23 protein-coding genes are annotated in these 23,760 nt (G+C 42.2%); 8 read left to right on the plus strand and 15 right to left on the minus strand.

Translation table 11 applies throughout. The features are described 5' to 3' along the window. Nucleotides 1-8 precede the first annotated feature (8 nt). Nucleotides 9-311: a DUF4144 family protein gene (locus N477_RS22480; RefSeq protein ID WP_063361520.1), complete on the plus strand. Its 303-nt coding sequence runs from the start codon at nt 9-11 to the stop codon at nt 309-311. Nucleotides 312-315: 4 nt separating this feature from the next. On the opposite strand, the gene N477_RS22485 is transcribed toward N477_RS22480, so the two are convergent. The 5 genes from N477_RS22485 to N477_RS22505 form a co-directional block, all read right to left on the minus strand. Beyond that, a complete protein-coding gene (locus N477_RS22485) occupies nt 316-1,233 on the minus strand; it encodes a histone deacetylase family protein (RefSeq protein WP_063361550.1) in 918 nt (305 codons plus the stop codon). Between the two features lie 96 nt (nt 1,234-1,329). Further along, nucleotides 1,330-2,895, minus strand: coding sequence for a serine hydrolase (locus N477_RS22490; protein ID WP_063361519.1), 1,566 nt, complete (start codon nt 2,893-2,895; stop codon nt 1,330-1,332). A gap of 12 nt (nt 2,896-2,907) precedes the next feature. Beyond that, entirely contained in the window at nt 2,908-3,405 is a 498-nt protein-coding gene (locus N477_RS22495; RefSeq protein ID WP_063361518.1) for a gamma-glutamylcyclotransferase family protein, read from the minus strand. A gap of 8 nt (nt 3,406-3,413) precedes the next feature. Then, a complete protein-coding gene (locus N477_RS22500) occupies nt 3,414-4,037 on the minus strand; it encodes a LysE family translocator (RefSeq protein WP_063361517.1) in 624 nt (207 codons plus the stop codon). Then, nucleotides 4,030-4,815 carry a hypothetical protein gene (locus N477_RS22505; protein WP_063361549.1) on the minus strand — a complete coding sequence of 262 codons (786 nt, stop codon included), beginning with the start codon at nt 4,813-4,815 and terminating at the stop codon, nt 4,030-4,032. Before N477_RS22505 ends, N477_RS22500 begins: the two co-directional genes overlap by 8 nt. 202 nt (nt 4,816-5,017) lie before the next feature. Here N477_RS22505 and N477_RS22510 point away from each other — a divergent pair, with 202 nt between their 5' ends. The 5 genes from N477_RS22510 to N477_RS22525 all read left to right on the plus strand — a co-directional run bounded on the left by N477_RS22510 (nt 5,018) and on the right by N477_RS22525 (nt 9,029). Beyond that, the gene (locus N477_RS22510; RefSeq protein ID WP_063361516.1) at nt 5,018-5,347 is read left to right on the plus strand and encodes a 5-carboxymethyl-2-hydroxymuconate Delta-isomerase; all 330 of its coding nucleotides are present in this window, start codon (nt 5,018-5,020) and stop codon (nt 5,345-5,347) included. Nucleotides 5,348-5,396: 49 nt separating this feature from the next. Then, on the plus strand, nt 5,397-6,107 hold the full coding sequence (rsuA, locus tag N477_RS22515; protein ID WP_063361515.1) for a 16S rRNA pseudouridine(516) synthase RsuA: 711 nt from the start codon (nt 5,397-5,399) through the stop codon (nt 6,105-6,107). A 149-nt stretch (nt 6,108-6,256) separates the two neighbouring features. Further along, the gene (locus N477_RS22520; RefSeq protein ID WP_063361514.1) at nt 6,257-7,888 is read left to right on the plus strand and encodes a methyl-accepting chemotaxis protein; all 1,632 of its coding nucleotides are present in this window, start codon (nt 6,257-6,259) and stop codon (nt 7,886-7,888) included. Nucleotides 7,889-8,234: 346 nt separating this feature from the next. After that, entirely contained in the window at nt 8,235-8,390 is a 156-nt protein-coding gene (locus N477_RS26200; protein ID WP_155732004.1) for a hypothetical protein, read from the plus strand. A gap of 24 nt (nt 8,391-8,414) precedes the next feature. Next, a complete protein-coding gene (locus N477_RS22525; RefSeq protein WP_196760683.1) occupies nt 8,415-9,029 on the plus strand; it encodes a hypothetical protein in 615 nt (204 codons plus the stop codon). Between the two features lie 4 nt (nt 9,030-9,033). Here N477_RS22525 and N477_RS22530 read toward each other — a convergent pair whose 3' ends face one another. The 8 genes from N477_RS22530 to queA all read right to left on the minus strand — a co-directional run bounded on the left by N477_RS22530 (nt 9,034) and on the right by queA (nt 18,284). Further along, nucleotides 9,034-9,828: a substrate-binding periplasmic protein gene (locus N477_RS22530; RefSeq protein WP_063361513.1), complete on the minus strand. Its 795-nt coding sequence runs from the start codon at nt 9,826-9,828 to the stop codon at nt 9,034-9,036. A gap of 217 nt (nt 9,829-10,045) precedes the next feature. Continuing rightward, a complete protein-coding gene (locus tag N477_RS22535) occupies nt 10,046-11,785 on the minus strand; it encodes a bifunctional diguanylate cyclase/phosphodiesterase (protein ID WP_231098086.1) in 1,740 nt (579 codons plus the stop codon). Nucleotides 11,786-12,017: 232 nt separating this feature from the next. Further along, a complete protein-coding gene (locus N477_RS22540; RefSeq protein WP_063361547.1) occupies nt 12,018-12,548 on the minus strand; it encodes a hypothetical protein in 531 nt (176 codons plus the stop codon). 162 nt (nt 12,549-12,710) lie between these two features. Then, nucleotides 12,711-13,652 carry a protein translocase subunit SecF gene (gene secF / locus N477_RS22545; protein WP_063361511.1) on the minus strand — a complete coding sequence of 314 codons (942 nt, stop codon included), beginning with the start codon at nt 13,650-13,652 and terminating at the stop codon, nt 12,711-12,713. Between the two features lie 8 nt (nt 13,653-13,660). Further along, nucleotides 13,661-15,520: a protein translocase subunit SecD gene (secD, locus tag N477_RS22550; protein WP_063361510.1), complete on the minus strand. Its 1,860-nt coding sequence runs from the start codon at nt 15,518-15,520 to the stop codon at nt 13,661-13,663. Nucleotides 15,521-15,541: 21 nt separating this feature from the next. Next, a complete protein-coding gene (gene yajC / locus N477_RS22555; RefSeq protein WP_023397444.1) occupies nt 15,542-15,880 on the minus strand; it encodes a preprotein translocase subunit YajC in 339 nt (112 codons plus the stop codon). A gap of 32 nt (nt 15,881-15,912) precedes the next feature. Next, the gene (gene tgt, locus N477_RS22560) at nt 15,913-17,043 is read right to left on the minus strand and encodes a tRNA guanosine(34) transglycosylase Tgt (RefSeq protein WP_063361509.1); all 1,131 of its coding nucleotides are present in this window, start codon (nt 17,041-17,043) and stop codon (nt 15,913-15,915) included. A gap of 206 nt (nt 17,044-17,249) precedes the next feature. Next, nucleotides 17,250-18,284, minus strand: coding sequence for a tRNA preQ1(34) S-adenosylmethionine ribosyltransferase-isomerase QueA (gene queA / locus N477_RS22565; protein WP_063361508.1), 1,035 nt, complete (start codon nt 18,282-18,284; stop codon nt 17,250-17,252). Nucleotides 18,285-18,552: 268 nt separating this feature from the next. Here queA and N477_RS22570 point away from each other — a divergent pair, with 268 nt between their 5' ends. Beyond that, nucleotides 18,553-21,060, plus strand: a complete 2,508-nt coding sequence (locus N477_RS22570) for an EAL domain-containing protein (protein ID WP_063361507.1) — start codon at nt 18,553-18,555, stop codon at nt 21,058-21,060. A 153-nt stretch (nt 21,061-21,213) separates the two neighbouring features. Continuing rightward, complete coding sequence (locus N477_RS26525) at nt 21,214-21,411, plus strand: hypothetical protein (protein ID WP_080928335.1); 198 nt, start codon at nt 21,214-21,216, stop codon at nt 21,409-21,411. Between the two features lie 30 nt (nt 21,412-21,441). Here N477_RS26525 and N477_RS22575 read toward each other — a convergent pair whose 3' ends face one another. Both N477_RS22575 and N477_RS22580 read right to left on the minus strand, forming a co-directional pair. Further along, nucleotides 21,442-22,347 carry a hydrogen peroxide-inducible genes activator gene (locus tag N477_RS22575; protein ID WP_063361546.1) on the minus strand — a complete coding sequence of 302 codons (906 nt, stop codon included), beginning with the start codon at nt 22,345-22,347 and terminating at the stop codon, nt 21,442-21,444. 75 nt (nt 22,348-22,422) lie between these two features. Then, nucleotides 22,423-23,691 (minus strand): inorganic phosphate transporter, encoded by a 1,269-nt coding sequence (locus N477_RS22580; protein ID WP_063361506.1) that lies wholly within the window; start codon nt 23,689-23,691, stop codon nt 22,423-22,425. Nucleotides 23,692-23,760 lie beyond the last annotated feature (69 nt).

The following is a 23,760-nucleotide window of genomic DNA, read 5'->3' on the forward strand; positions in this document are numbered from 1 at the left end:
AACAAATAATGACGATTAAATCATACCCATTAGTGCTGATATTCGACCAAAGTATAGAGTACATTGAGTGCGAAGAAGATTTACAAGAAAGCCTCTTTTACCTGTCTGAAACCCAAACTAAAACAGCAACATGTATAGATTCCGAGGGCCGTTTTACAGGGTTAAATGGACAGGAAAAAGCCTCGCTTAGTTATGAGTTTTTAACGCTATTAGTGCAACAAAAATTGGCTGAGGAAGGACAGTGCTGCACTGCAAAAATACAAATTACAGAGCTAGAACAGGTATTTAGTTTAATGAGAGAAACTGTGTAGACCGCTAGTATTCGGCAAGGGTTCTCACATGTGTTTCAACACTGCGACCGAGTGAGGACAGCTCATATCCCCCTTCTAAATAAGAGATGATACCGAGGCAGTCAAGCTCTTTACTCAATTGCGCAATCTGCAAAGTAAGCCAAGCATAATCGTTTTCAACAAATTTAAGCCCGCCCATATCATCTTCTAAATGCGCATCAAAGCCTGCGCTTATAATAATGAGCTCAGGTTGAAAGTCACGCAGTTTAGGCTGCCACTGCTGAGTGTATAACGCACGCAGATCGGTACCATCGCTGGCAACTGGTAGAGGAGAGTTGACAACTGTATCCGTATTTTCTATTTCAGTATTAGGGTAAAACGGATATTGAAATAGCGAACAAAAGAGCACATTGGGATCTGATTTAACGATTGCCTGAGTGCCATCTCCATGATGTACATCAATGTCCAAAATAGCGATGCGTTTAACACCTTTACTTTGTGCATATTTAGTGGCTATCGCGACATTATTAAAGACACAAAACCCCGCAGACTGATCTTCATATGCATGATGGCCTGGCGGTCTCACTGAGCAAAAAGCTGCATCATGGCGGCCACCAAGTACTTCATCAACAGCCATTATTCCTGCCCCTACAGCTCGCTCTATGGCTTTTAACGAGTCTTTGCATAGCCAAGTATCACCATCTAAATCCACCAGTCCTTGCTCTGGGATAGAATTCAAAACACGCTCAACATGTTCTTCATTATGTGCTAAAGCATAATGAGACAGCTCTGCTTTAGGGGCCATTAAATGCGTGACAGCAATATCCAACCCAGACGCTAAAATGCGATCAGCAATGGCATCTAAACGCTCTGCGCACTCAGGGTGTTCTGCCGTCATTTTATGTCTGCGGCAAAGTGGGTGAGATATAATCGCTGTACGCATATCGCTGTCCTTAAAAATCTTGAATTGACAGTGTATCAAAGCACGCATTAGCGTGCCTTGATACTTTGGTGTGATATTTAACGCCTCTAATTTATCTTAATACGGTTGCGCAACCGCACTTAAGTCTAAATTATGAAAATCAAAGCTAAAGTCAGTAATTTTTGGGTTCACCCACTCCATTTCTACACTTTGTACCTGCTGCTTGTCATTCAACTTAAAATGGATATAGGCATCTGCCTCAAGTAGCTTCTCATGCCACTTAACCACAAATGTATTGCCATCGTGATGATACAGTGTCCCTTTCAAAAGTTTTGTATGGGTAAAATCGATATGAAGCTGACCTGCAATTTCCTCCACAATCACATCACCATACCACGGACTACGAAGAGTACCTGTGTAGTCGCTAAGTGGCAGGCTCGCTGTTTTCGTCGCCACCTTTTTCGGGCCCATATTAGCGTATAATGATGCTCGCTTTTGCTTAAATTCCTGATAACTATCTAAAACCCACTCTCTGGGCTCCAAATCAAGTGCCTGTTCAAACACTTCATTCGTGATAGCTCTAATTGCAGGGTAAGCATGCTGGTTAGAAAGTATAACCACACCCAAGCCTTTTTCTGGGATCATAGCAACTTGCGAGCCCATACCTAAAATTCCACCCATATGACCAACGCGCTTATAACCAAAATAGCTTTCCACCGCCCAGCCTAGAGCATATCCTTTAAAATCTTGCTTAAAGGCAACACGGTCCGCTTCTTTAGGTATTCTCATAATCTGCGGATGCCACAAGTACTGGTGTGTTTCAGGGGTTATTAATTGCTTACCCGTCGGGGTTTTTCCTTTGTTTACCTGTGTTTGCAACCATTTTGTCATGTCTGTGACATTAGAAGCGATGGCGCCTGCACCGCGAAAATCCTCCAGATAGTCACCGACAAACTCTTCTAACTGTCCATCATACTTAATTGTTCCAGTTGCAAAGTTTGTATTGCCTTTATCAATGCGAGAGAAAGACGCATAAGAGTTTTTAATGCCCACTTGTGGGAAAATCCGTGTTTCAATAAATGCTTGCCAGCTGACACCACTGACTCTGGCAACAACTTCTCCGGCGACCACAAACATCAAATTGTTATAGTGATACTCAGTGCGCAAAGGCGCGACAGGTTTAATATGTTTTAGCCCTGCAAGAATTTCTTTTGTTGACTTATCTGTGTCGGGCCAGATCATTAGATCACCAGCTCCCAAAGCAAGACCGCTGCGATGACTCAATAAATCACGGATCGTCATTTGCTCTGTCAACTCTTGACTGTAAAGCTGAAATTCCGGCAAATGCTTTTTTACTGGGTCGTCCCAATTCAATTTACCTTCCTCGACCAGCATCCCAAGTGCGGTGGCCGTGAACGCTTTACTGTTGGATGCAATCCCAAAAAGGGTATGTTCATCAACGCTGTCACTTTTACCGTACTGTCTGATCCCATATCCCTTTGCTAATACCACTTTGCCGTTGTGCACTATCCCAATTGCAAGCCCAGGAATTTCAAAACTATCCATAGCCTGTTGAACTGATTTTTCAATCTCAGACAACTGAGGCGCCGTCAAAGCAACGACGTTGCTACTCATTATCAAGGTCGTTGCACAGCATAATGTGCGCCAAAGAGCTTTTCTCATATCCGTATTGCCTTATTTATATATATTTAATTCTAATGCTTGTTTCTTTTTATCCGCATCTGCGGTGATTTTTTGCGTTTTAATCATTTCAATATAGTCGGTTGGAAACCCGTGTTCATTCGCCCCGACAACGACGTGATGCATATACCAATCGAAAGGAAGTTCTTTATTTATGAATGTATTGGCAACGTAACAATGCACGCGGGCATGGCTACCCTCTCCCATCAATACGTTGAATTGAACACGGTCATAACGCGTCCCTTCAATATCATCTAAGTGAGATATTTGCGCATGGCTCAAGACATATACAGCGCCATAAACCACGCTCTGCTCAGTGCTTTTGATGATATTACACTTCGCGGAACCATCAGTACTGAGCATATCAAAGGTAAGCTGATACCCTTGTAGTGTGGCAATTCCTTTTAGCTTAACGTGAGGTAGCCTCTGCTTGAGTCTTAGAGACGACAAATTTGAGCCGTATGCAAAATATAAATACTCGTCACTACCCATTACTCCCCCTATAAAACAACACGCATAGCCAGCAAGATTAAAACAACACCAATCCCACGATCAAACCAGTGTCCAGCACGATGGAAGAAACTTCTTACTCGAGATTTGGATAAAAACACGGACAATAACGAAAACCAAACCCAAGTTGCCAAAGCCATATATAAACCGTAAAAAATTTGTACAGCCTGCGGTGTTTCTGGATCAATCATGAGTGTAAATAATGAAAGGAAGAATAGTGTTGCTTTTGGGTTAAGCGCGTTCACTAAAAAGCCTCGTCTGAGAGCTTTAAAATCAGACTCACTATCTTTCGCTCCTTGAATAGACTCCATTGGCTCAAGGTTTTTTTGTGCTCTAAGGGCTTGCACTCCCATGTACGCTAAATAGGCACCCGCAGCATACTTGAATAAATTAAATAAGTCTGGAGATTTTGACAGCACAAGTGCCACGCCCAACAAGCAGTATGAAACATGCACAAAAATCCCTAAACCGACGCCAGCACTGGTATAAAGCGCATTTCTTCGCCCTTGCTGTACACTCTGCTTTAATACTATCGCAAAATCAGGCCCAGGACTTGCCACTGCAAAAAAGTGTGCGACGGCAATAATTAAAAACTCATCTAGATACTCAAGCACGACTGCGATCCTCTAGGGCTAACAGCATAGGATCCGCAGAGGTCTGTAATATTTTTTTTAGTTGTTTTTGCGCTTTTTTGTACATGCCCTTTAAATGAGGCTTCAGGTGCTTTCCACCCTGTTCGTCGCCTTTAAAGTGGCACACTAACGCATGCAAAAATATACTCTCTTGTTCATTGAGCGCTGCCTGACGGTTGGCATACGGGTTATAACACGACCCACAACCGCCTCTAAAATGATAGGCGGTATTACATATCATGGTGCCAAATCCCATAAATATCGCCAGTACATCCGCTGCTACCGGTAAATTTTGCTGACCGCCCGGTGGTAATTTACCAACATGATGAATGAGCATTAATGCCATACTCCCCGCCATGCTTGCCACCAGATCTTGCGGTTGATTGATTTGGTTTGGATTATATGAGACATGCACCGGTAAACTTGGTTTATTGGTTAATACCACATCTTCTCCTCGCAACCCATCGGACAACGAAAAATGAGGAAATGTCTGCTGCATTGACATCATTTGCGGTGACGTTAACGCTATCGGCCACTGCGTTAAACCTGCGTAGCTTCTGACTCGCTGAAAAACAGACTGGGCCATTTCTTCTACACTTGTGACACGATCGGGAAAATACTGCTCTGTTGGCTGCACAATCTGAGTATTTTTTAAAAAATACTCACTATCAAAATGCTCAGCCGCCCATAGAAACAGCTCGACCAAAGATTGTGACTCTTCAGACTCTAATAATAGTTTAGATTTAAAAATTGATAACATATATTCAATCGACACGACCAGATAATGATTACCCAACACCATACCAAGTCACATTAAGTTAAGGCAAGGTAAGCAGATGATTAAATAGCATTAAACCTTGTCTGACTTTAACCATAAGCTTTGTTTAGATTTCATTTCTGACTTGGATAAGCTGTAGAAGCCACTTATTATAGTCACCCTCCATAAGCGATTAAAACAGACTATGCCACATATCATTATCGAACACTCAGCTTCGCTGCAGTGTGACCTTACACATTTAACCCAATCTATACATCAAAGCACCATAGAAACTAACTTGTTTGATGAGCAAACCATAAAGACACGTCGAATTGCATTTGCTGAATGTATTCTTGGCAGTGGCAAGCTGGACTTTGTTCACATTCAAGTCCACTTATTGGTCGGTAGAACACAAGCGCAAAAACAAATACTCAGTGAAAAGTTACTTAGCACACTAGAAAGTTTATTACCTGAATCGGTCAGTTTAAGCGTTCATCCGTATGATTTAGATCCTGCTATTTATCGCAAAAATTAAATCATTCATAATACGTAAGTATCTGGTCCCGTCTAGTAAGAGTAAATAAATGAAATTTCCATGCCGTATAGATAAATTTGTCAGTCACATAAATGAACTTCCTCGCAGCAAAGTAAAAATACTCATTAAAAAAGGAGAAGTAACAATAAATGGCATTGTGACAAAAAAAAGTGACGTGCAAATAAGTGCTGATGACCTAATCGAAGTAAGTGGTAAGCAACTGAAGTATCTAGGTAAAAGATATTTCATGCTCAATAAACCTCAAGGTTATGTGTGTGCTAATCACGATGAATTGCACCCCACTGTTTTTGACTTGCTTGATGAGCCGAACTTAAAAGATTTTCATGTCGCGGGGAGGCTAGACATAGATACAACGGGGCTAGTATTAATCACCAATGATGGCGACTGGTCACATCAAATCACTTCCCCAAAAAAACAAAAATTTAAGACATACCTTGTTGAAACAAAAGAAATAATTACTGAAGAGTCTTTAGAGAATTTACGCCAAGGTGTCGCTTTACATAATGAAAAGCAACTGACCCGCCCAGCACAGGCAGAAGCGATTGATAAATACGCGTTGAGGCTGTCGATCTGTGAAGGAAAATACCACCAAGTTAAGCGTATGCTCGCAGCTGTTGAAAACCATGTAGTTGAATTACATAGAGAAAAAATAAGTGATATCACACTAGACGGCAACCTAGCACAGGGTGAATATCGCCCATTGACTCAGCAAGAAGTTGACATAATCAATGCAAAGTAGAGCGCAATAAAGTCGTCATATGAGTAAAAATCATCTAATTTTTACTTATATACGGTTAAGTCCTACTTACATAGCGCGCTCAAACATGATAAATCATAAAGGTATAGAGTGCCATCAACTTTTTAACTGACTCTGCTAAGGTGCATATTGTGTTTTCGACCCTGACTTTACGACTAAAAATAATCTTTTTTGCAGCAGCAATTTTTATCGCCTTAATTACCGTTGCTGTGCTCGGGCTTCAATCACTTCGCCATGCTAGCGAAACAGATAACATTGCACGTATTAATCAATTGATGAAAAGTACAGTTAACATCGTTGAGCAATTTGAGAGCTTTGTCAGGTCGGGTGACTTAACCGAGAAAGAAGCAAAAAAACTTGCAGCTCAAATATTAAGAGAAAACAAGTATCACGACTCTGAATATGTCTATGTTGTTGATGAGCAGCTTAACTTTGTTGCCGCACCGCATGACCCTCAATTACATGGCACAAGCTTCAATGATTTTAAAGACGCCAGCGGTAATAGCATTGGCAGACTGGTAGAGCGCAAAGTAGGAAATAATACCAATAGAATCATTACATACCACTGGAACTCTGAGCGAAATGGCGAAGTTGTGGATCTTACCTCTGTTGTACAGAAAACGTCTTTATTTGGCTGGTACGTTGGCACTGGGATCAGCTACAAAGAAGTAGATGAAAGATATTGGGAAACAGCAAGCTGGTTGCTAACCCTCTCGTTGATCATTGCTGTTGCGCTCACCTTCACCGTCGCACGTTATGGCCTATCTCTATCTAACAAACTTGGCGCAGAACTCAATGATGTGCTCGATATTGTAAGACAGGTATCTCACGGCAATCTAACTTCTCGTATTGACACCTCAAATGCCAAAGATTACAGCATCATGGCAGCCATGCACTATATGCAAGATGGCTTAAAAGGCGTGGTTAGCGGGCTAATGGTTGTCAGTGACAAACTGAAAGAGCAGAGCTTTGATGGTGAGGCACGCTCCAATGATTTAGAAAGCTTAACTTTAAGTCTCAGTGAAGAAACACAGATGGTCGCTTCGGCTATTACCGAGCTCACCGCGTCAGCCCAAACTGTCGTAGAACATGCCGAACAAGCCGCATTCTCAGTTCAGGAAGCCGAAAGCCAAGGACAAAATGCTGATAGACTGACTTCCAATGCCACTGAAGCAATCGCCCTTTTAGAGCAACAGATAGACAGTGCTGGAAACAATATTCAAGCGCTCGATGAAGAGGTCAACAACATTGCAAACGTACTGAGTGTGATACAAAGTATTGCAGAGCAAACCAATCTACTTGCTCTAAACGCCGCCATTGAAGCCGCTCGAGCAGGAGAACAAGGTCGAGGTTTTGCCGTCGTAGCTGATGAAGTGCGCCAACTGGCACAAAGAACTCAGTCGAGCACCGAAGAAATTCATACCATGATAGGTAATTTACAATCAGCCACTCAAGAAGCTAAGTCATCCGTAGCGCTGAGTATCGCCACCAGTGAAAAAACCGTGACCATGTCATCGGAAGCAAGCGAAGCATTACGCAGCGTCGCATCTTCTTTAAGCGCCATTTCTCAAATGAGTGATCAAATAGCATTAGCAGCAAAAGAACAGCTAACCGCAGGTGAAGATACAGCCAAAAGAGTCGTGATCATCTCTGATACTGCGTCTCAAACAGCCAGCGTCTCGCAACAAGCACATACCGCAACCGACAGTATTAAAGCGCAAGCTACGCAGTTAGAAAGCGAAATGGCAAAATTTAAGCTGTAATATCACAAGATTATCATTAATCAATTTTGCAAAATAGAATAGGTACATTCTACCTTCTCTATTTTGGGTAATTTTTTACACAAACTGGCCTGAATTTAGCATCTTATTTTTTTGTAAAAAAATGTTTAACTCCAAATTATTTGGTGTTAAATTCAATGAGTCACCCATATTTAATCGAACATTAAGTACGAAAGAATGGCCATAAAACAATTCTTTTTTACTAGTTCCGGTGATGCTTCTTCTGGTAAAGCAGTAAGGCTTGCGTTGTGCCTGTTGCCATTGGAAACTAAAGAATGTTTAACATTCATTTAGCTGACTAGACGATAATGAAATAAGGATAATCACTATGAAGATGATTGCTAACAAACAATGCCGTTTAATTGCGGGCGGTTCAGGTTTATTAGGTCCAGCGGACCCTTTTTCAGAAGGGCGAAAGACTCGACAAGAGAAGCTTGTTGTGCATTCAAACCATAGGGCAGCATCGCCCGCCAAAAACTCTTAATTAGTTTTAAGTTAAGCATTATTTATGGCAAAACAGTTTGCATTCAAAGATCTACTACTGCCTTATGTGGTTATGGTAGTAGTGATCTTTATTATTCAAGACGCGACCTACTTCTTCTTCTTGGCCTATATATCGATTATTTCTTTAGTGTTTTTGATAGGACATAGACTAAGAGATGTTAACATATGTTCAATTTCATTCATCGCGATGATCCCAGTGTTATTCGAGAACATTATTTTTACAACTGGGTTAATTAGCTTAGTATCTACACCTGGTGACAGGCTAATACAAAATAGCCTTATCTATGGTGTGCATTTGTTTAAGGAGCTCATTATTTTAGTCCCTTTAACATACCGAGTTGAGATTTCGAAGCGATTATTTCCAAAGCACAAAATACGCTATACCTTTGCTGATAGCATTTTACCTTGGTTATGCTTGATCAGCGCTGCAATTAGCTTTTTCGCATTAATTGAAAATTATATACGCAATGGTAAAGGCTACGATATGACTTTCTTTTACTATGCGTTTGATGTAACAGGTTACCTAAATTATTCAATATTTTGCGGTGTACTCGTGGTACTCACGTTTTTGACCTACAAAGAGGCCTATGACTTTAAAGTGCCTTCTATTAGGCGTTGATATATTAATGAAAAGGGTTTGTTAAAGGCAGCATATGACTGTTAGATAGCATGTTTAAGTCAAAGTAACGCTGCAGCAATACATTGTAAGCACCACTGTGCTTCAACTTTTTCAAACCTATTTCAAGCTTTTGAGCAAGCACTGCTTTGTCCTTATTTACAAAAAAGTAAAAACGAGCAGGATAAGACAGGTAGTAGTCTGGTACTATCATGAGTGCGGGGTTGTTTTGATTCAGTAACTCAGATTGTGCCTCTACGATAGAGCGAGGGAAATAATCCGCCTTCTTGTGTAATACCATATCAAACATGGCTTGATAATTTACAATGGGCTTAACACTCAAGCCATTGCTTGAAAGGATTTTTGTATCTGGCCAATCATGCCCTTGTACCGCAGTGAACCGACCCAGCTGCGCTAACTCTGTAATGCGTTTAAAACGCTCGTATTGCGCTTTATGAATAATAAGAACGCGCTTGCCGATCAAACCATCAAATAAAGGAAACTTGACTGCTATGGCCAGCTTTTCTCTTGCCGGGCTTGTCATGCTCCAGTGCAAATCAACTTGCCCTTTACTTAACGCCATCAGAGTACGCTGTTGATGAGGGTGTACTTTGACATGCTCAATATTGACATCGTATTCAGCCGCTTTTAAAGCCTTTTGCAACAACTCATACAGAAATAGGTCTCGGTCGTAAAGTGGACGCTGCTCTTTGGCGACGTAAATTGTTTCCTTTATATCCTGTGCCGTACTCGTAAACGCTAAAGATAGTAAGCAAAAACCAATAAACTGTCTGATCATCATGTTCCCCAAACCTATTAAGCTACTCGGTAACTACGACGGTATAATTTACTATATATAAACTGCGCGAGAATTTCCCTTCGCCTTAAGTATATATATTTCATAATATATCGTCTCGAAGCAATAAGTTTGTTCAAAAAAACAAAATTCACCGTACCATACGCACAGATTATTCCACTCCTTTATTAGAATCTCAAAAATATAGTAATGCGTAATTGCGTTAAAGATGATTAACCGCCGTTTCAAGCCTCACCATAGGTGCACTCGGTTTTCTTCGATTACACACAAACAAATAGCTATTACGATAGCGTTTCGCTTCTTTTTTAGCATCAGTCGCCAAAGCAGCTACCTGATGACTATTTTTACAGGACTCTACATCAGGGCTTACGAGCCCAATAGATAGAGTAAGTAACGGAACAAATTGCTTTTGACCTTCACGATTAGTAGCCCAGTAGCCGCCAGCTGCAACATGTTCAGGTGTAAATAGGGATTTAGAGCGTGCTTCAAACTGTTCAATGATCTGATGGCAAAGCGATTCCGCATCAGCTTGATCAAACACCACCATAAAATCATCCCCACCAATGTGCCCGACAAAGCACTGACTATGCTGACATACCTGCAGAGTAACATCCGCTAACAATTTAATGACACTGTCTCCACTGGCATAGCCATACAAGTCGTTAAACTGCTTAAAATGGTTTAAATCAATATAAGCCAATGAAAAACTGTGCTTAGCACGAAGGCGCTGTTCAATGGCTTCATTAATGGCGACATTACCCGGTAGCATAGTGAGCGGGTTTGCATGCTGCGCATGGCGGATTTTATCTTCAGTAATATGCTTTAAAATATCCCGTAGAGGCGCCAAACCTATATACTGACCTTCTTTAGTGATAACAATATGTCGCCTAATATCAAATTCATTTTCAGTAATGAGCTGACTGACAAAATCTAACTGCTGTTGCTCATCAACGATCAAAGGCTGTTTATCCATCAATTTAACGACTGGCTTTTTATCAAATAATGCATGACCATAAGGAGCAGCAAATACCTCTGTAAGCTGATCTCTGTGCAATAGCCCGACAGGCTGCCGCGCATCATTGAGCACAGCAAGACTTGTCAGGCCTTTATTCTGTTCAAAACGACGATGAGCATCTATGCACTGCGTACTCATATGAATGGCTGGCACATCGTGAGCAAGCCAGCCAATAGCCATGGATTGCTCGAATTGACTCGTTGCTGGTTCTGATTGAATCTGCGCATTGAGAACATCACGGGGGTCAATCGCTAAATCGTTAGACTCCGCACTAGGTCTTGCCAATAAAAACCCTTGTGCATTCACTATCCCCATTTTTTTGAGCAATTTTAATTCTTCATCACGCTCAATGCCTTCAGCAATGACGGCTGTATTGGTTGCTTTAGCAAGCTCAATGATGGATTTGAGAAACTCTCTTTTCACGATGCTTTGGTCGCAATAATCGATAAAGTAACGATCTACTTTGACAAAATCAGGGCAAAGTTCCGACCATTGCTTTAGCCCAGAGTAACCCGCGCCTAAATCATCAATCGCAATTTGAAAGCCCAACTGGCGATAATGCGATATGGTTTTTAGCAACAGAAAACCGTCACCCACTTTATCTTGCTCTGTCACCTCAATTACCACACGGCTGCTATTTAAGCCTGCTTCTTCAATCAGGTGCAATGTCTCCCCTTTTGGGTGATGCGGGTCGAGCAAGGCTTTAGGGCTCACATTTAAAAATAGTTTGCCCGGCAAGTTTAATGCAGCAAACTGGGCGATGGCTTTTTTACGACAAAGCAGCTCAAGTTCAGATAGTCGGTCATACTTACTGGCCGCCGCAAACATCTTATCAGGTTGTGCTAACTCATTGTTTACACTACCGCGACTCAATGCTTCAAAGCCAAGTATCTGCTCTTTTGCAATATCAAAAATGGGTTGAAACATTGGATATACAGCTTCATTTCGCAAAATGTCATCCAATATGACGTTTAAAGGGTCCACTGAAACAACCAAACTCAATTCAAGTGTTTAATAATCGAGCAAAATATCAAAGATTTATGACAGTTAGATTGCAATCCAATGGAATTTACCAATATTGGGGATAAATATGAAGAGAGTAAGTAGACCAAAAATAAGAAGAGTGAGATGAAAACAACGTTTTCATCTCCTGATGAGGTTATTTTAATGCCATCTCAACTTGGCCAAAATGCGCAATAACTTCAACAATTTCAAGTTCGGCATCTTCATAGTGCGTTTTCTCAGTGAAACCAAGTTTGGCAATCGCCTGCACTGTTGCTGGGTGCACTAATAGGTCTTTCGCATGATAACAAACAGGCTCGCTGTACTCAGGTAATTTACCATCTTCATGGTAACCAGATTCTATCTCTTCTAGAGGCAGCGTAGGAATAATATCAGCAGCTTTATCAAGCGCATCAAGATAATCTTTACACTGAGGATACTTAGTCACAAAATCAGCTAATAAATCGCGCGAGGTAGCGACTAAATTTGCAGACTCCTGTTCAAGATCTGTCGCAGATTTGTGCTCTCTGATGTTTGCTAACAGTGAAGTTGCCTGAGTTTTATATTGGCCTAGTGCATTGTCGCTTGCAGGTGCTTGTACTTCAGTCTTGGCCGCTTGTGTGCTTGGTTGTTCTGAACATGCAAATAGCGCTAAAGCTGCGCATGCAATTCCTAGCTGTTTATACATATAATCCTCAAATTCATTATTATTGATAACAATTCTCATTATACAGTCTTGTCATCATTTTGAAACAGAAAAGGCCACAATAAATGTGGCCTTCTTGATTCAGATCGAAAATTGAATTTTAGCCTAACAGTCAGCTAACAAGCGTCACTGCATAGGCATTTATTAAGGCATTGCGTCTAAATCCGCACCTTCTTTTTCAACTTCAACTGGGATCAGATCTTCTTTGCTCACACCCATTGCCACCGCAACAGAGCTCGCAACATACACTGATGAATAGGTACCAATGAATACACCAAATAACAACGCCGTCGCAAAGCCATGAATTGTTTGGCCACCCCATACAAACAGAGCGATCAATACAAGTATGGTTGTAATTGAGGTAACAAGTGTACGGTTCATCGTTTGCGTCAATGAGATATTGATAATTTCTAAGGTGTCATCAATACGCACTTTACGGAAGTTTTCACGGATCCTATCAGATACAACAATGGTGTCATTCAGTGAGTAACCTATTACCGCTAAGATCGCCGCTAAAATCGTTAAGTCAAACTCAAGTCCAAGTAGCGAGAACAAGCCCATTGTTAAGATCACATCGTGGAAAAGTGCCGCAACCGCGCCCACAGCAAAGCGCCATTCAAATCGAAATGCCACATACACCAAGATACATAAAAGTGCCGTCAGCATCGCAAGACCGCCCTGCTCTTTTAAGTCTTCACCAACACTTGGGCCAACAAACTCAATTCGGCGCATTTCAACACTGCTATCTGCCAGCTTGAGTGCATCGATAAGTTCGTTACCAATGGTTTCTGCTTTGACATCTTCACGTGGTGCAATGCGAACCAATACCTCTTGGCTCGAGCCAAATAAGGTCACAGCCGCATCTGCAAAGCCATTTTCAGCCAACACTTTACGGATTTTAGGTAAGTCTGCTGGTTGTGAGAAGCCCACTTCAACCGCTGTACCGCCAGTAAAGTCCAAACCAAAGTTTAGACCTTTCACCATAAATGACGCGATAGAAGCCAAAATCAACACCGCTGAAAATGCCATCGACAACTTTCTTGCCGACATAAAGCGAATTGTGCTCGATAATTTTAATAATTGCATGCTCGCTCCTATATCGACAGTTTCGTGATGCGTTTACCGCCGATGAAGGCATTGATCACGGCACGAGTACCAATGATCGCTGTAAACATTGACGTCAAAATACCAATCGCAAGTGTCACTGCGAAACCAGCAATCGGACCTGTACCCACTGAGAACAAGATAACGGCTGCAATTAACGTGGTAATATTGGCATCAAAAATCGTGCTAAATGCGCTGTCATAGCCATAATGAACAGCCTGCTGTGGACTTCTGCCATCCGCTAGCTCTTCGCGAATACGTTCAAAGATGAGTACGTTCGCATCAACGGCCATACCGACGGTTAATACGATACCTGCAATACCAGGTAAGGTTAGGGTTGCACCACTGATCATAGACATCACACCGACGATCATCACCAAGTTAGCCGCAAGTGCTAAATTCGCAACGATACCGAAGCCTTTGTAATACATCAGCATGAAGCCAAGCACAAACGCAAAGCCTAATACCACAGCTGTCATACCCGCCTCAATGTTCTCTTGGCCTAAACTTGGTCCAACAGTACGCTCTTCTACGATTTGAATTGGCGCAACCAATGCACCCGCTCTGAGTAGTAGGCTCAAATTGTGGGCTTCAGCTGGATTATCAATACCAGTAATACGGAATGAGTTGTTTAAACGAGATTGGATCGTCGCGACGTTAATGACTTCTTCCACCTTAATAGGCGGTAGCGCTTTACCATTCTCATCTTTTTTGCCAGACGGCTTATATTCGATAAATACCGTGGCCATGCTCTTACCAATCGCACGTTTGGTAAAGGCATTCATCTTCGCGCCACCTTTGCTATCAAGGTTAATACTTACCTGAGGACGTTGATATTCATCCATACCTGACTGCGCACCGGTAATGTGAACACCTTCAAGGACCACTCGCTTTTTCAGTACAACAGGGTAACCGTCTTTGTGATATAGCACTTCACTGCCAGCCGGCACTCGGCCCTGTGCAGCAGTACGTGTATCTGCTCTGTCATCGACTTCACGGAACTCGAGTGTCGCGGTTGCACCTAGGATCTCTTTAGCGCGCGCCGTATCTTGTACACCAGGTAGTTGCACGATAATACGCTCAGACCCCTGCCTTTGTACGTTTGGCTCAGCTACACCTAGCTGGTTAATACGGTTACGAATAATGGTTTCATTTTGCTTGATAGCATAGTCGCGAAGCTCACGAACTTTCAAATCACTTAAACTAGAGAAAAACGCCAGTTCGTTACTGCTGTCGTTAACAAAAACATTGCCGGGGTAGCGCTTTTTCAAAAAGCGTTCAGCGGCCTTTTTGTCTTCCACAGAGCGCATAACAACCTGAACGCGGTCGCTATTTGCAACTTCACGGATAGTACGATAACGAAGTTTTTCGCCGCGCAAATCGCTCTTATAATCTTGCTCCATTTGCTCTCGGGCTTTGCCTAATGCCGTTGCCATGTCTACTTCCATTGTGAAGTGAACACCACCACTGAGATCCAAACCCAACTTCATTGGATTTGCACCAATGCTCTTGAGCCAGTCTGGTTGTGCTGGAGACATGTTAATAGCCGAAATGTAGTCTTCGCTCAGTGCGCCACGCAGGATATCCTGTGCTTTAAGCTGATCTTCTACATTCTTGAAGCGAATGAGAACTTGCCCTTCTTCTAGGACAGCAGATTTGATAGGTAGATTATTGTCTTGAAGTGTTTTATTTGCTTGATCAAGTACGCTTAAATCGGCGCTGGCCCCTTTCTTACCTGAAATCTGTATGGCCGGATCCCGACCATACATATTAGGGGTGGCATAAAGAATGCCAACGGCCAAAACAGCGAGCACAAGCAAGTATTTCCACATTGGATACTTGTTTAGCACTGGATTATCCCTTTGTTATTGTTATAGCGACTTCATTGTACCCTTAGGTAAAACGGCTGCCACTGCTGACTTCTGTACAGTTACTTCAACTTGATCATTCAGGGCAATTACCACGAAATCTTTGTCTTCTGCAACCTTCGAAACTTTACCAACTAGACCACCTGACGTTAAGACTTCATCGCCTTTACCAAGTGCACCCATTAGATCTTTGTGCTCTTTAACACGTTTGGCCTGCGGACGGTAAATTAAGAAATAAAATACCAAACCGAAAATAGCCAACATGATAAGCATTTCCATACCGCCACCAGCTGGCGCGGCTGCCGCTGTGCTTGCGTGGGCGCTAGAAATAAATAAGCTCATTGCTCTTCCTCATTTAATTTTTATATAAAACTTTATTCTGCTTCTACATCAGCAAGTGGCGGCACTGGCAGCCCTCTACGCTCATAAAAGTCAGCGACAAACTCATCAAATGTCCCTTCAGTCAGGGCATTTCTCATACCTTCCATCAAACGCTGATAGTAACGCAAGTTGTGGATAGTATTTAAACGCGCACCTAAAATTTCATTACACTTATCTAAATGATGCAGGTACGCACGTGAGTAATTTTTACATGTGTGGCAATCACACTCCGCATCAAGCGGGCTTGTATCTGTTTTATGAACAGCGTTACGGATTTTAATCACACCATCGGTAACAAACAAGTGTCCATTTCGCGCGTTACGCGTTGGCATAACACAGTCAAACATATCAATACCACGACGAACAGCTTCAACTAAGTCTTCTGGTTTACCCACGCCCATTAAGTAACGTGGCTTCTGTTCTGGCATTTTATATGCACAGTGGTCAAGGATCTTAACCATCTCTTCTTTTGGCTCACCCACTGATAAACCACCTAAGGCATAGCCATCAAAGCCGATGTCTTCTAGCCCTTTTTGCGATTCAGCACGCAATTCAGGGTACATACCACCTTGAATAATACCAAACAAAGCAGATGGGTTATCACCATGCGCTTCTTTAGAACGTTTTGCCCAACGAAGTGATAGCTCCATTGAATCTTTCGCTTCTTTTTCCGTTGCAGGGTATGGGGTACACTCGTCAAAAATCATGACGATATCTGAGCCCAAGTCACGCTGTACTTCCATTGCTTTTTCTGGAGACAACATGATCTTCTCACCGTTCACAGGAGACTTAAACAGCACGCCTTCTTCAGAAATCTTACGCATTGCACCTAGGCTGAATACCTGGAAACCACCTGAATCAGTCAAAATTGGCTTATCCCAATTCATGAAATCATGCAAATCACCGTGCTGCTTAATGATTTCAGTACCAGGGCGCAGCATCAAGTGAAAAGTGTTACCTAAACAAATATGTGCACCAGTGTCTTTTAGCTCGTCTGGTGTCATACCTTTTACTGTGCCGTAAGTGCCTACAGGCATAAATGCAGGTGTTTCAACTACACCACGATCAAATACTAAGCGTCCGCGACGTGCCTTGCCATGCGTACAATCTAATTCAAATTTCATAACTACCTCGCGTCGGAAAAACAGTCCAACAAAACTCAACCAATGGCCCCTACTAATAAACAGGCCATGTAAACTGTCAGATTCTACCAATAAAGCCCGAGCAATTCTAATATTGGGGCTAAAAAGGGATAAATAAAGTCACAAATCAAAAAGCGTTGGTTGTAAATATAAAAAAACCGGCACTTGGCCGGTTTGTAAATTCTATATTACTGTTTTTTAGTCAAAAACATAGCATCGCCATAACTAAAGAAGCGATATTTTTGTGCAATCGCCTCATGATACGCATTCATGATATGCTCTTGCCCTGAAAAGGCACTCACCAGCATAATCAAGGTCGATTCTGGCAGGTGAAAGTTAGTGATCATCACATCGACCACATTGAACTGGTAGCCAGGATAAATAAAAATGTCCGTGTCGCCATAGAAAGTCTTTAACTCTCCACCGTGTACCTTTGCTGCCGACTCTAAAGAACGTACCGACGTTGTACCAACGGCGATAACACGGCCACCACGGCTTTTACACTTAGCCACGGCATCCACAACTTCATCAGGTACTTCAATATATTCAGAGTGCATGTGGTGATCATTGACGTCATCAACACGGACAGGCTGGAAAGTACCGGCACCAACATGCAAGGTCACAAAGGCCATTTCAACACCTTTGTCTTTAAGCTGCGCCATTAAGTTATCGTCAAAGTGCAAACCCGCTGTTGGAGCAGCAACCGCGCCTGGCTTTTCTCCATACACGGTCTGATAGCGCTCTTTGTCACCTTCTTCATCTGGACGGTCGATATAAGGCGGTAATGGCATGTGGCCAATTTCATCTAGAATTGTCAGTACTGAGTGCTCGCCTTTAAACTCTAATTCAAAAAGCTCACCATGGCGTGCAACCATAGTTGCATGCGCTTTGCCTTCTAAAATCAACTCTGCGCCTGGCTTGGGCGATTTACTTGAACGAACATGCGCAAGTACTCGATGTTCATCTACAATGCGCTCAACCAAAACTTCTACCTTGCCACCTGTGGACTTTTGCCCAAACATACGAGCAGGGATCACCTTGGTATTATTGAAAATAATTAAGTCTTCAGGCTCAAACAGATCAATAATATCTTTAAAGATCTTATGTTCTAATTCGCCGTTATTTCCATTAAGTGCTAGCAGGCGACTACTGGTACGCTCCGCCTTAGGGTGACGGGCAATTAATTCATCAGGAAGTTCAAAGTTAAAGTCAGCAACGCGCATATAAAACCTCATATCGTGCAATTAGGCGGCAAGTCTAGTGCTGCGAGATGATGAAATCAAGCAACAAGCATGATCTATTCATACTTTTTCACCTCTTGTCAGTTGTGATAAATAGCTTTACTCTACTGACTGTTTTGCATGTATTAGTTCTTTTCAAGATATCCGGTGTCCGCTTTTTATGTTGCTAAAAAAGCAATATAAAACATGCAAATAAGTATTAATGGGCAACATTTAAAAACTTAAAACATGGGTTTGGGGTCGTAACGCCATGGCTAAACAGCTTACTCTACTACTTGTCAATGCCGAACATGGTGAGCGTCAAACCGTAATAAGAACGTTACAAAAGCTCAATGTATTTCAAATAATAGAGCAAAGCGACACACAAGCCGCTCTACAGCTATTAAAAAAGCAAGCTGTTGATCTGGTCATCAGTGGACTGAACGTAGGTAAAATTGATGGCTGGCGGTTCTCGCGTATGATCCGTTCAGGGCTACTCAAGACCCCAAAAAACACACCTATTGTTCTGATCCCACCTACCTATTGTGAACGCATAGCTGAGACCACGGCTAGAAGTTACAGCATCGATGCCGTGCTGCCTTTAGAAAGGCATGACGTACTGCCGCAAGTTCTGGCCAATGTTCTGTCGACTCATCTCGAAAAAAGCAGCAGACTGAATTTACTTCTGTTAGAACCTAATAGTAAAAAAGCTGCGAGTATCAGCGATCATCTTGCTTTAAGTTTTAGCTGTAATACGGTATCAACCGAAAATGCTGCACTCTCCGAGTTTTTACAAAACGATTACTCCATTGTGTTACTCGATGCAACATCTACCCGGGCAGAAAGCACCAAAGAGCTGGTGGCCAATATTCTCCAACATAAGCCTAGCCAAGCAATCGTAACTATCATAGATAGTCGAAATGCCGATTATGCAGAGCAACTGCTGCTGCTAGGCGTAACTGATTTTATTAGGGCCCCCTATAATTTATCTTTGTTAAGCAAAGTCTGTGATCATGCCGCAAGACGTGAAGACTTTATGGTGAGCTATGCTGAGTTTGCCAATAAAGTAGAACAACTCAGTCGCAGAGAGCAAAGCTATAAAGAACTCTTCTCTGCGCACCAACGCATTCTTTTACATCTAAATACCGTTGTGCTTGAATTAGACGCCACTGGCTGCATACGCTTTATTAATCCGGCTTGGGAGCACCTCACTGGGCACAAACTTAAATCGACTTTGGCCACAAAGCTGAGAGAATATGTGCACCCAGATCATCTTCTTGCTTTAAATACGGCCATAACAGATGTACTCAACGGTCCACACGCATCCAACGTCGAATTACAATTAACACACCAATCAGGCGCTGCAATTTGGGTAGAGTGTCGTTTTCAACTCATTAAAAATCAGACAAATAGCGCATCGATCACGGCAACAATTGATAACATACATGAACGAAAGGAAGCTGAATTACAGTTACGCCACTTAGCATTACACGATACGCTCACAGGCCTTCATAACCGTTATTACTTTGACCAACAGCTGAACCATTTCTGCAAAGAGGCCGCGCAAAATCTCAATACAGAACATGCATTAATCTACATTGATTTAGACCACTTTAAGATCATTAATGACAGTAAAGGCCACCAGCAAGGTGATATTGTGCTCCAAGAGGTGGCTCAACTATTTCGCGCTCATATTGCCCAAGAGCATCTTATTTTCCGTATAGGCGGCGATGAGTTTGCGATTCTGCTCAAAAATACCCGCTTACTTGATGCCCATATGATCGCAGAGGGTATTTGTAGCGCCATTGAAAGTCACCAATTTCACTCTGAAGAAGCCAGCTACACAATCAGTTGCTCAATTGGTTTAACTTTAATTTCACCAAGCAATTGCGATCCAAGCGAATGCCTAAAGCAATCTGACATCGCTCTTTATATCGCGAAAAATCTTGGGCGAAATCTGGTTCACTGCTATACCAAAGAAGATGCTAAAAATAGTACCCTACAAACAGGCTTAGAGTGGGGACATAGTGTTCGAGAGGCACTTAAAAACAATCAGTTTGAACTTCACTATCAGCCTATCTGGGATTTTAAAAACAATCAGATCGCGTATTTCGAGGCACTACTTCGCCTTGAGATTGATGGTAATTTGGTTTATCCAAATCAATTTATACCCGCACTTGAGCTACTCAATGATACATTTTTAATGGATCAGTCTGTGATTAGAGAGAGTATTCGCGCGGTTGCCAATTACCCTGAACTACATCAGCTGTCAGTCAACCTCTCTGCGCAATCGTTTCTCGATGAACGACTCATGCCACATATACAGGCTTGCCTGCGCGACTTTCAGGTGCCTGCACACTGCATTATTTTCGAGATCACTGAGTCTGCGAGTATCAATAACCTCAGTGCAACTCAGTCAATGATCAAGCAACTTAACCAACTCGGATGTCACTTTTCAATTGATGATTTTGGTACCGGTTTCAGTACCTTCAGTTACTTAAAACAACTGCCAGCACAGCACGTCAAAATAGATGGTTCATTCGTGCGTGACATGTTAAACGACCCCATTGATCTCGCTTTAGTCAAAGCTGTAAATGATATTAGTCATTCGCTAGATAAGTGCTCAGTTGCAGAATATGTTGAAACTAAAGAAATTTTTGATGAGTTAAACAAAATTGGGGTCGACTATGGTCAAGGTTACTTCATTTCAAAGCCACTCCCTATCGAGCAACTTAAGCATCAATTAGAAACTATTTTATCCCTAAAAACAGCATGCTAATCAAAACGGGGAAAAAAGTCGCTGCAGTCGATTAAAAACTCAACTATAATAAAAGCTCGCAATGAATGTCTTCTTTTTTAACTTATATACATATAAGTAGAAGACATGCAATGGATTTGAGCACATCTCGTAATGGAATTCGGGGAGATAAGTATGTTTCAGTTTATTCTGTTTCTATCACTGGTGCATTGTTTGATCACACTACAATGTTACCGCTGCGCCAAACAAAAAGGGTATCCAACTAAGCTATTCACGGTATTAGGATTCGTGCCGTATTTTAACCTAGTTGTATGGGTATACTTATTATTTTTACCCAATATTATGTCACAGAGCAAGCTCAGTTCGACTTAAGCAATGATTTCATGCTATTCAAAAGCAGTGCTATTGGCACTGCTTTTTAATAAACTCACCCACTTCATTACTGAATAATCTAAAATCACGAATTCTGCCTGTAGTCTTGCGCCACAAAAGACCTATCTCACGATATGCATCCGCTTGAGGCGATAGCGTTACCATAGGCTTCCCCTCTAAAATGCCGGCGTTGAGCGCCATTTGAGGTAGAAAAGTCACGCCATTTTGGTATTCAACCATGCTCAATAACGTATGCAAATTCGCAGCCTCAAATGGGTTAATACACTCACTGCGAGTCAGATTGCACGCGCTCAATGCGTGTCCTGTCATACAGTGCTCACGCTCTAGTAAGAACACACTGTCTTTAGGCAGCAAATTAAAATCCTCTAGCACTTCAGGGATCGCATAGTCTTGGTGATGGACCAAAGAGAAATGGTCCTTAGTCAAAATCTGCGTATGGAATTTATCGGTTCTGTACGGCAGAGCTAATATGCCCATATCAATTTGACCGTGCTCCAACTTATCTAGTAGCCTATCACTGGTGTCCTCTACCAATACGAGTTGAAGATTTGGGAAAACCTCTTGGCAATACTGGTACAAAGGCGCAGCAATAAAGCTAGCAATCGTCGGGATTAACCCCAATACAAGCTTGCCAGACAATGGATTTTTAAAACTTTTAGTTAACTCAACAACGCTAATTGAATCATCAATGATTTTCTTCGCTCGCGCAACAACTTCTTCACCCACGTCCGTAAACATCAAGCTACGATTTTCACGCTCAATCAATTGACAGCCAAGCGTTTCTTCCAGGTTTTGAATCGCACTACTGAGTGTAGATTGACCGACAAAACATGCCTCTGCAGCACGACCGAAGTGCTGCTGCTGATGCACAGCAATCAGATATTGTAATTGTTTTATACTTGGTAAGTTATTCACTGGTATACCCATAAATAAAAAGACCCCAACACCAATGGCGCTGAGATCTTTTCAAGCTAAAAGTCTGTTTTTTTGTTAAACGCCGAACGCGCTTCTCAAAATATAGAATATAACAATAGCAAGGGCTGCACCGACTGGCAATGTGATAACCCAAGAAACCACAATGTTTCTGATCACACCCATATTAAGTGCTGCGATTCCGCGTGCCATACCAACACCTAAAACGGCACCTACCAATGTTTGTGTCGTCGAAATCGGCAAACCAGTACCTGAAGCGATAACAACCGTCGATGCCGCTGCAAGTTCAGCTGCAAAGCCACGACTTGGTGTCAGGTGAGTAATACCTTCACCAATGGTTTTAATTACTTTTTTACCTAATACAGCAAGACCAACTACGATGCCTAAACCACCTAGTGGTAAGATCCACCAAGCAAGCTCAGCTTTTTTCGCCATTTCACCGTTGTTTTCTACAATATTTACAACCGCTGCTAGTGGGCCAATCGCGTTTGCTACATCGTTTGAACCGTGTGCAAAAGCCATACAACACGCTGTTAGAACCATTAATACAGCAAATACTTTCTCAACATTATTGAACTGCATCTGCTTATCTGCATTTGGATCCATCTTCATACGTGCAATAAACACTTTACCAATTAGACCAATCAATACTGCAATACCAATCGCAAGCGCATAGCCTTCAACAGTACCTAGGTTAATACCGATGTGCTTTAAACCCTTTTTGATCGTAACCAAAGACATTACGAAGCCAGCTAGACCCATGTAGAAAGGCACAAAACGCTTTGCATTAGTAAGCGGTTTGTCTGTATCGAAGATCAGCTTTTGCGCACTCATAAAGATAAGGTAAGCAATGAAGCCTGAGATTGCAGGCGTTACAACCCAGCTACCTACGATACCAGCTACTTTGCCCCACTGGATAGCTTCACTGCCTACGGCAACTAAAGCAAAACCGATGATTGCACCAATGATTGAATGCGTCGTTGATACCGGCCAGCCCAGTGCTGACGCTAATAACAGCCAAGTACCTGCAGCGAATAGTGCCGAGATCATACCTAACACCATTAGTTCAGGGATGTCAGCAAACGGGGCTGCATCTATGATCCCTTTACGGATCGTCGACGTTACTTCACCACCTGCTAGGTAGGCACCAGCAAATTCAAAAATCATCGCAATGATGATTGCCTGCTTGATTGTAAGGGCTTTTGACCCCACTGAAGTACCCATGGCGTTTGCAACATCGTTTGCACCAATACCATAAGCCATAAAGAAACCAACTGCCGCTGCGATGAGTACTAACATCGAGCCATGAGAAGCAATGATATCCATTGAAAAACCTTTAGTGTTTTTTAAACACTGATTATGTATTTATACGCTTATCTCGTCACACTCTTGATT

This window comes from Pseudoalteromonas luteoviolacea H33-S (assembly GCF_001625695.1).
In the GTDB taxonomy this organism is placed as follows: Bacteria; Pseudomonadota; Gammaproteobacteria; order Enterobacterales; family Alteromonadaceae; genus Pseudoalteromonas; species Pseudoalteromonas luteoviolacea_B.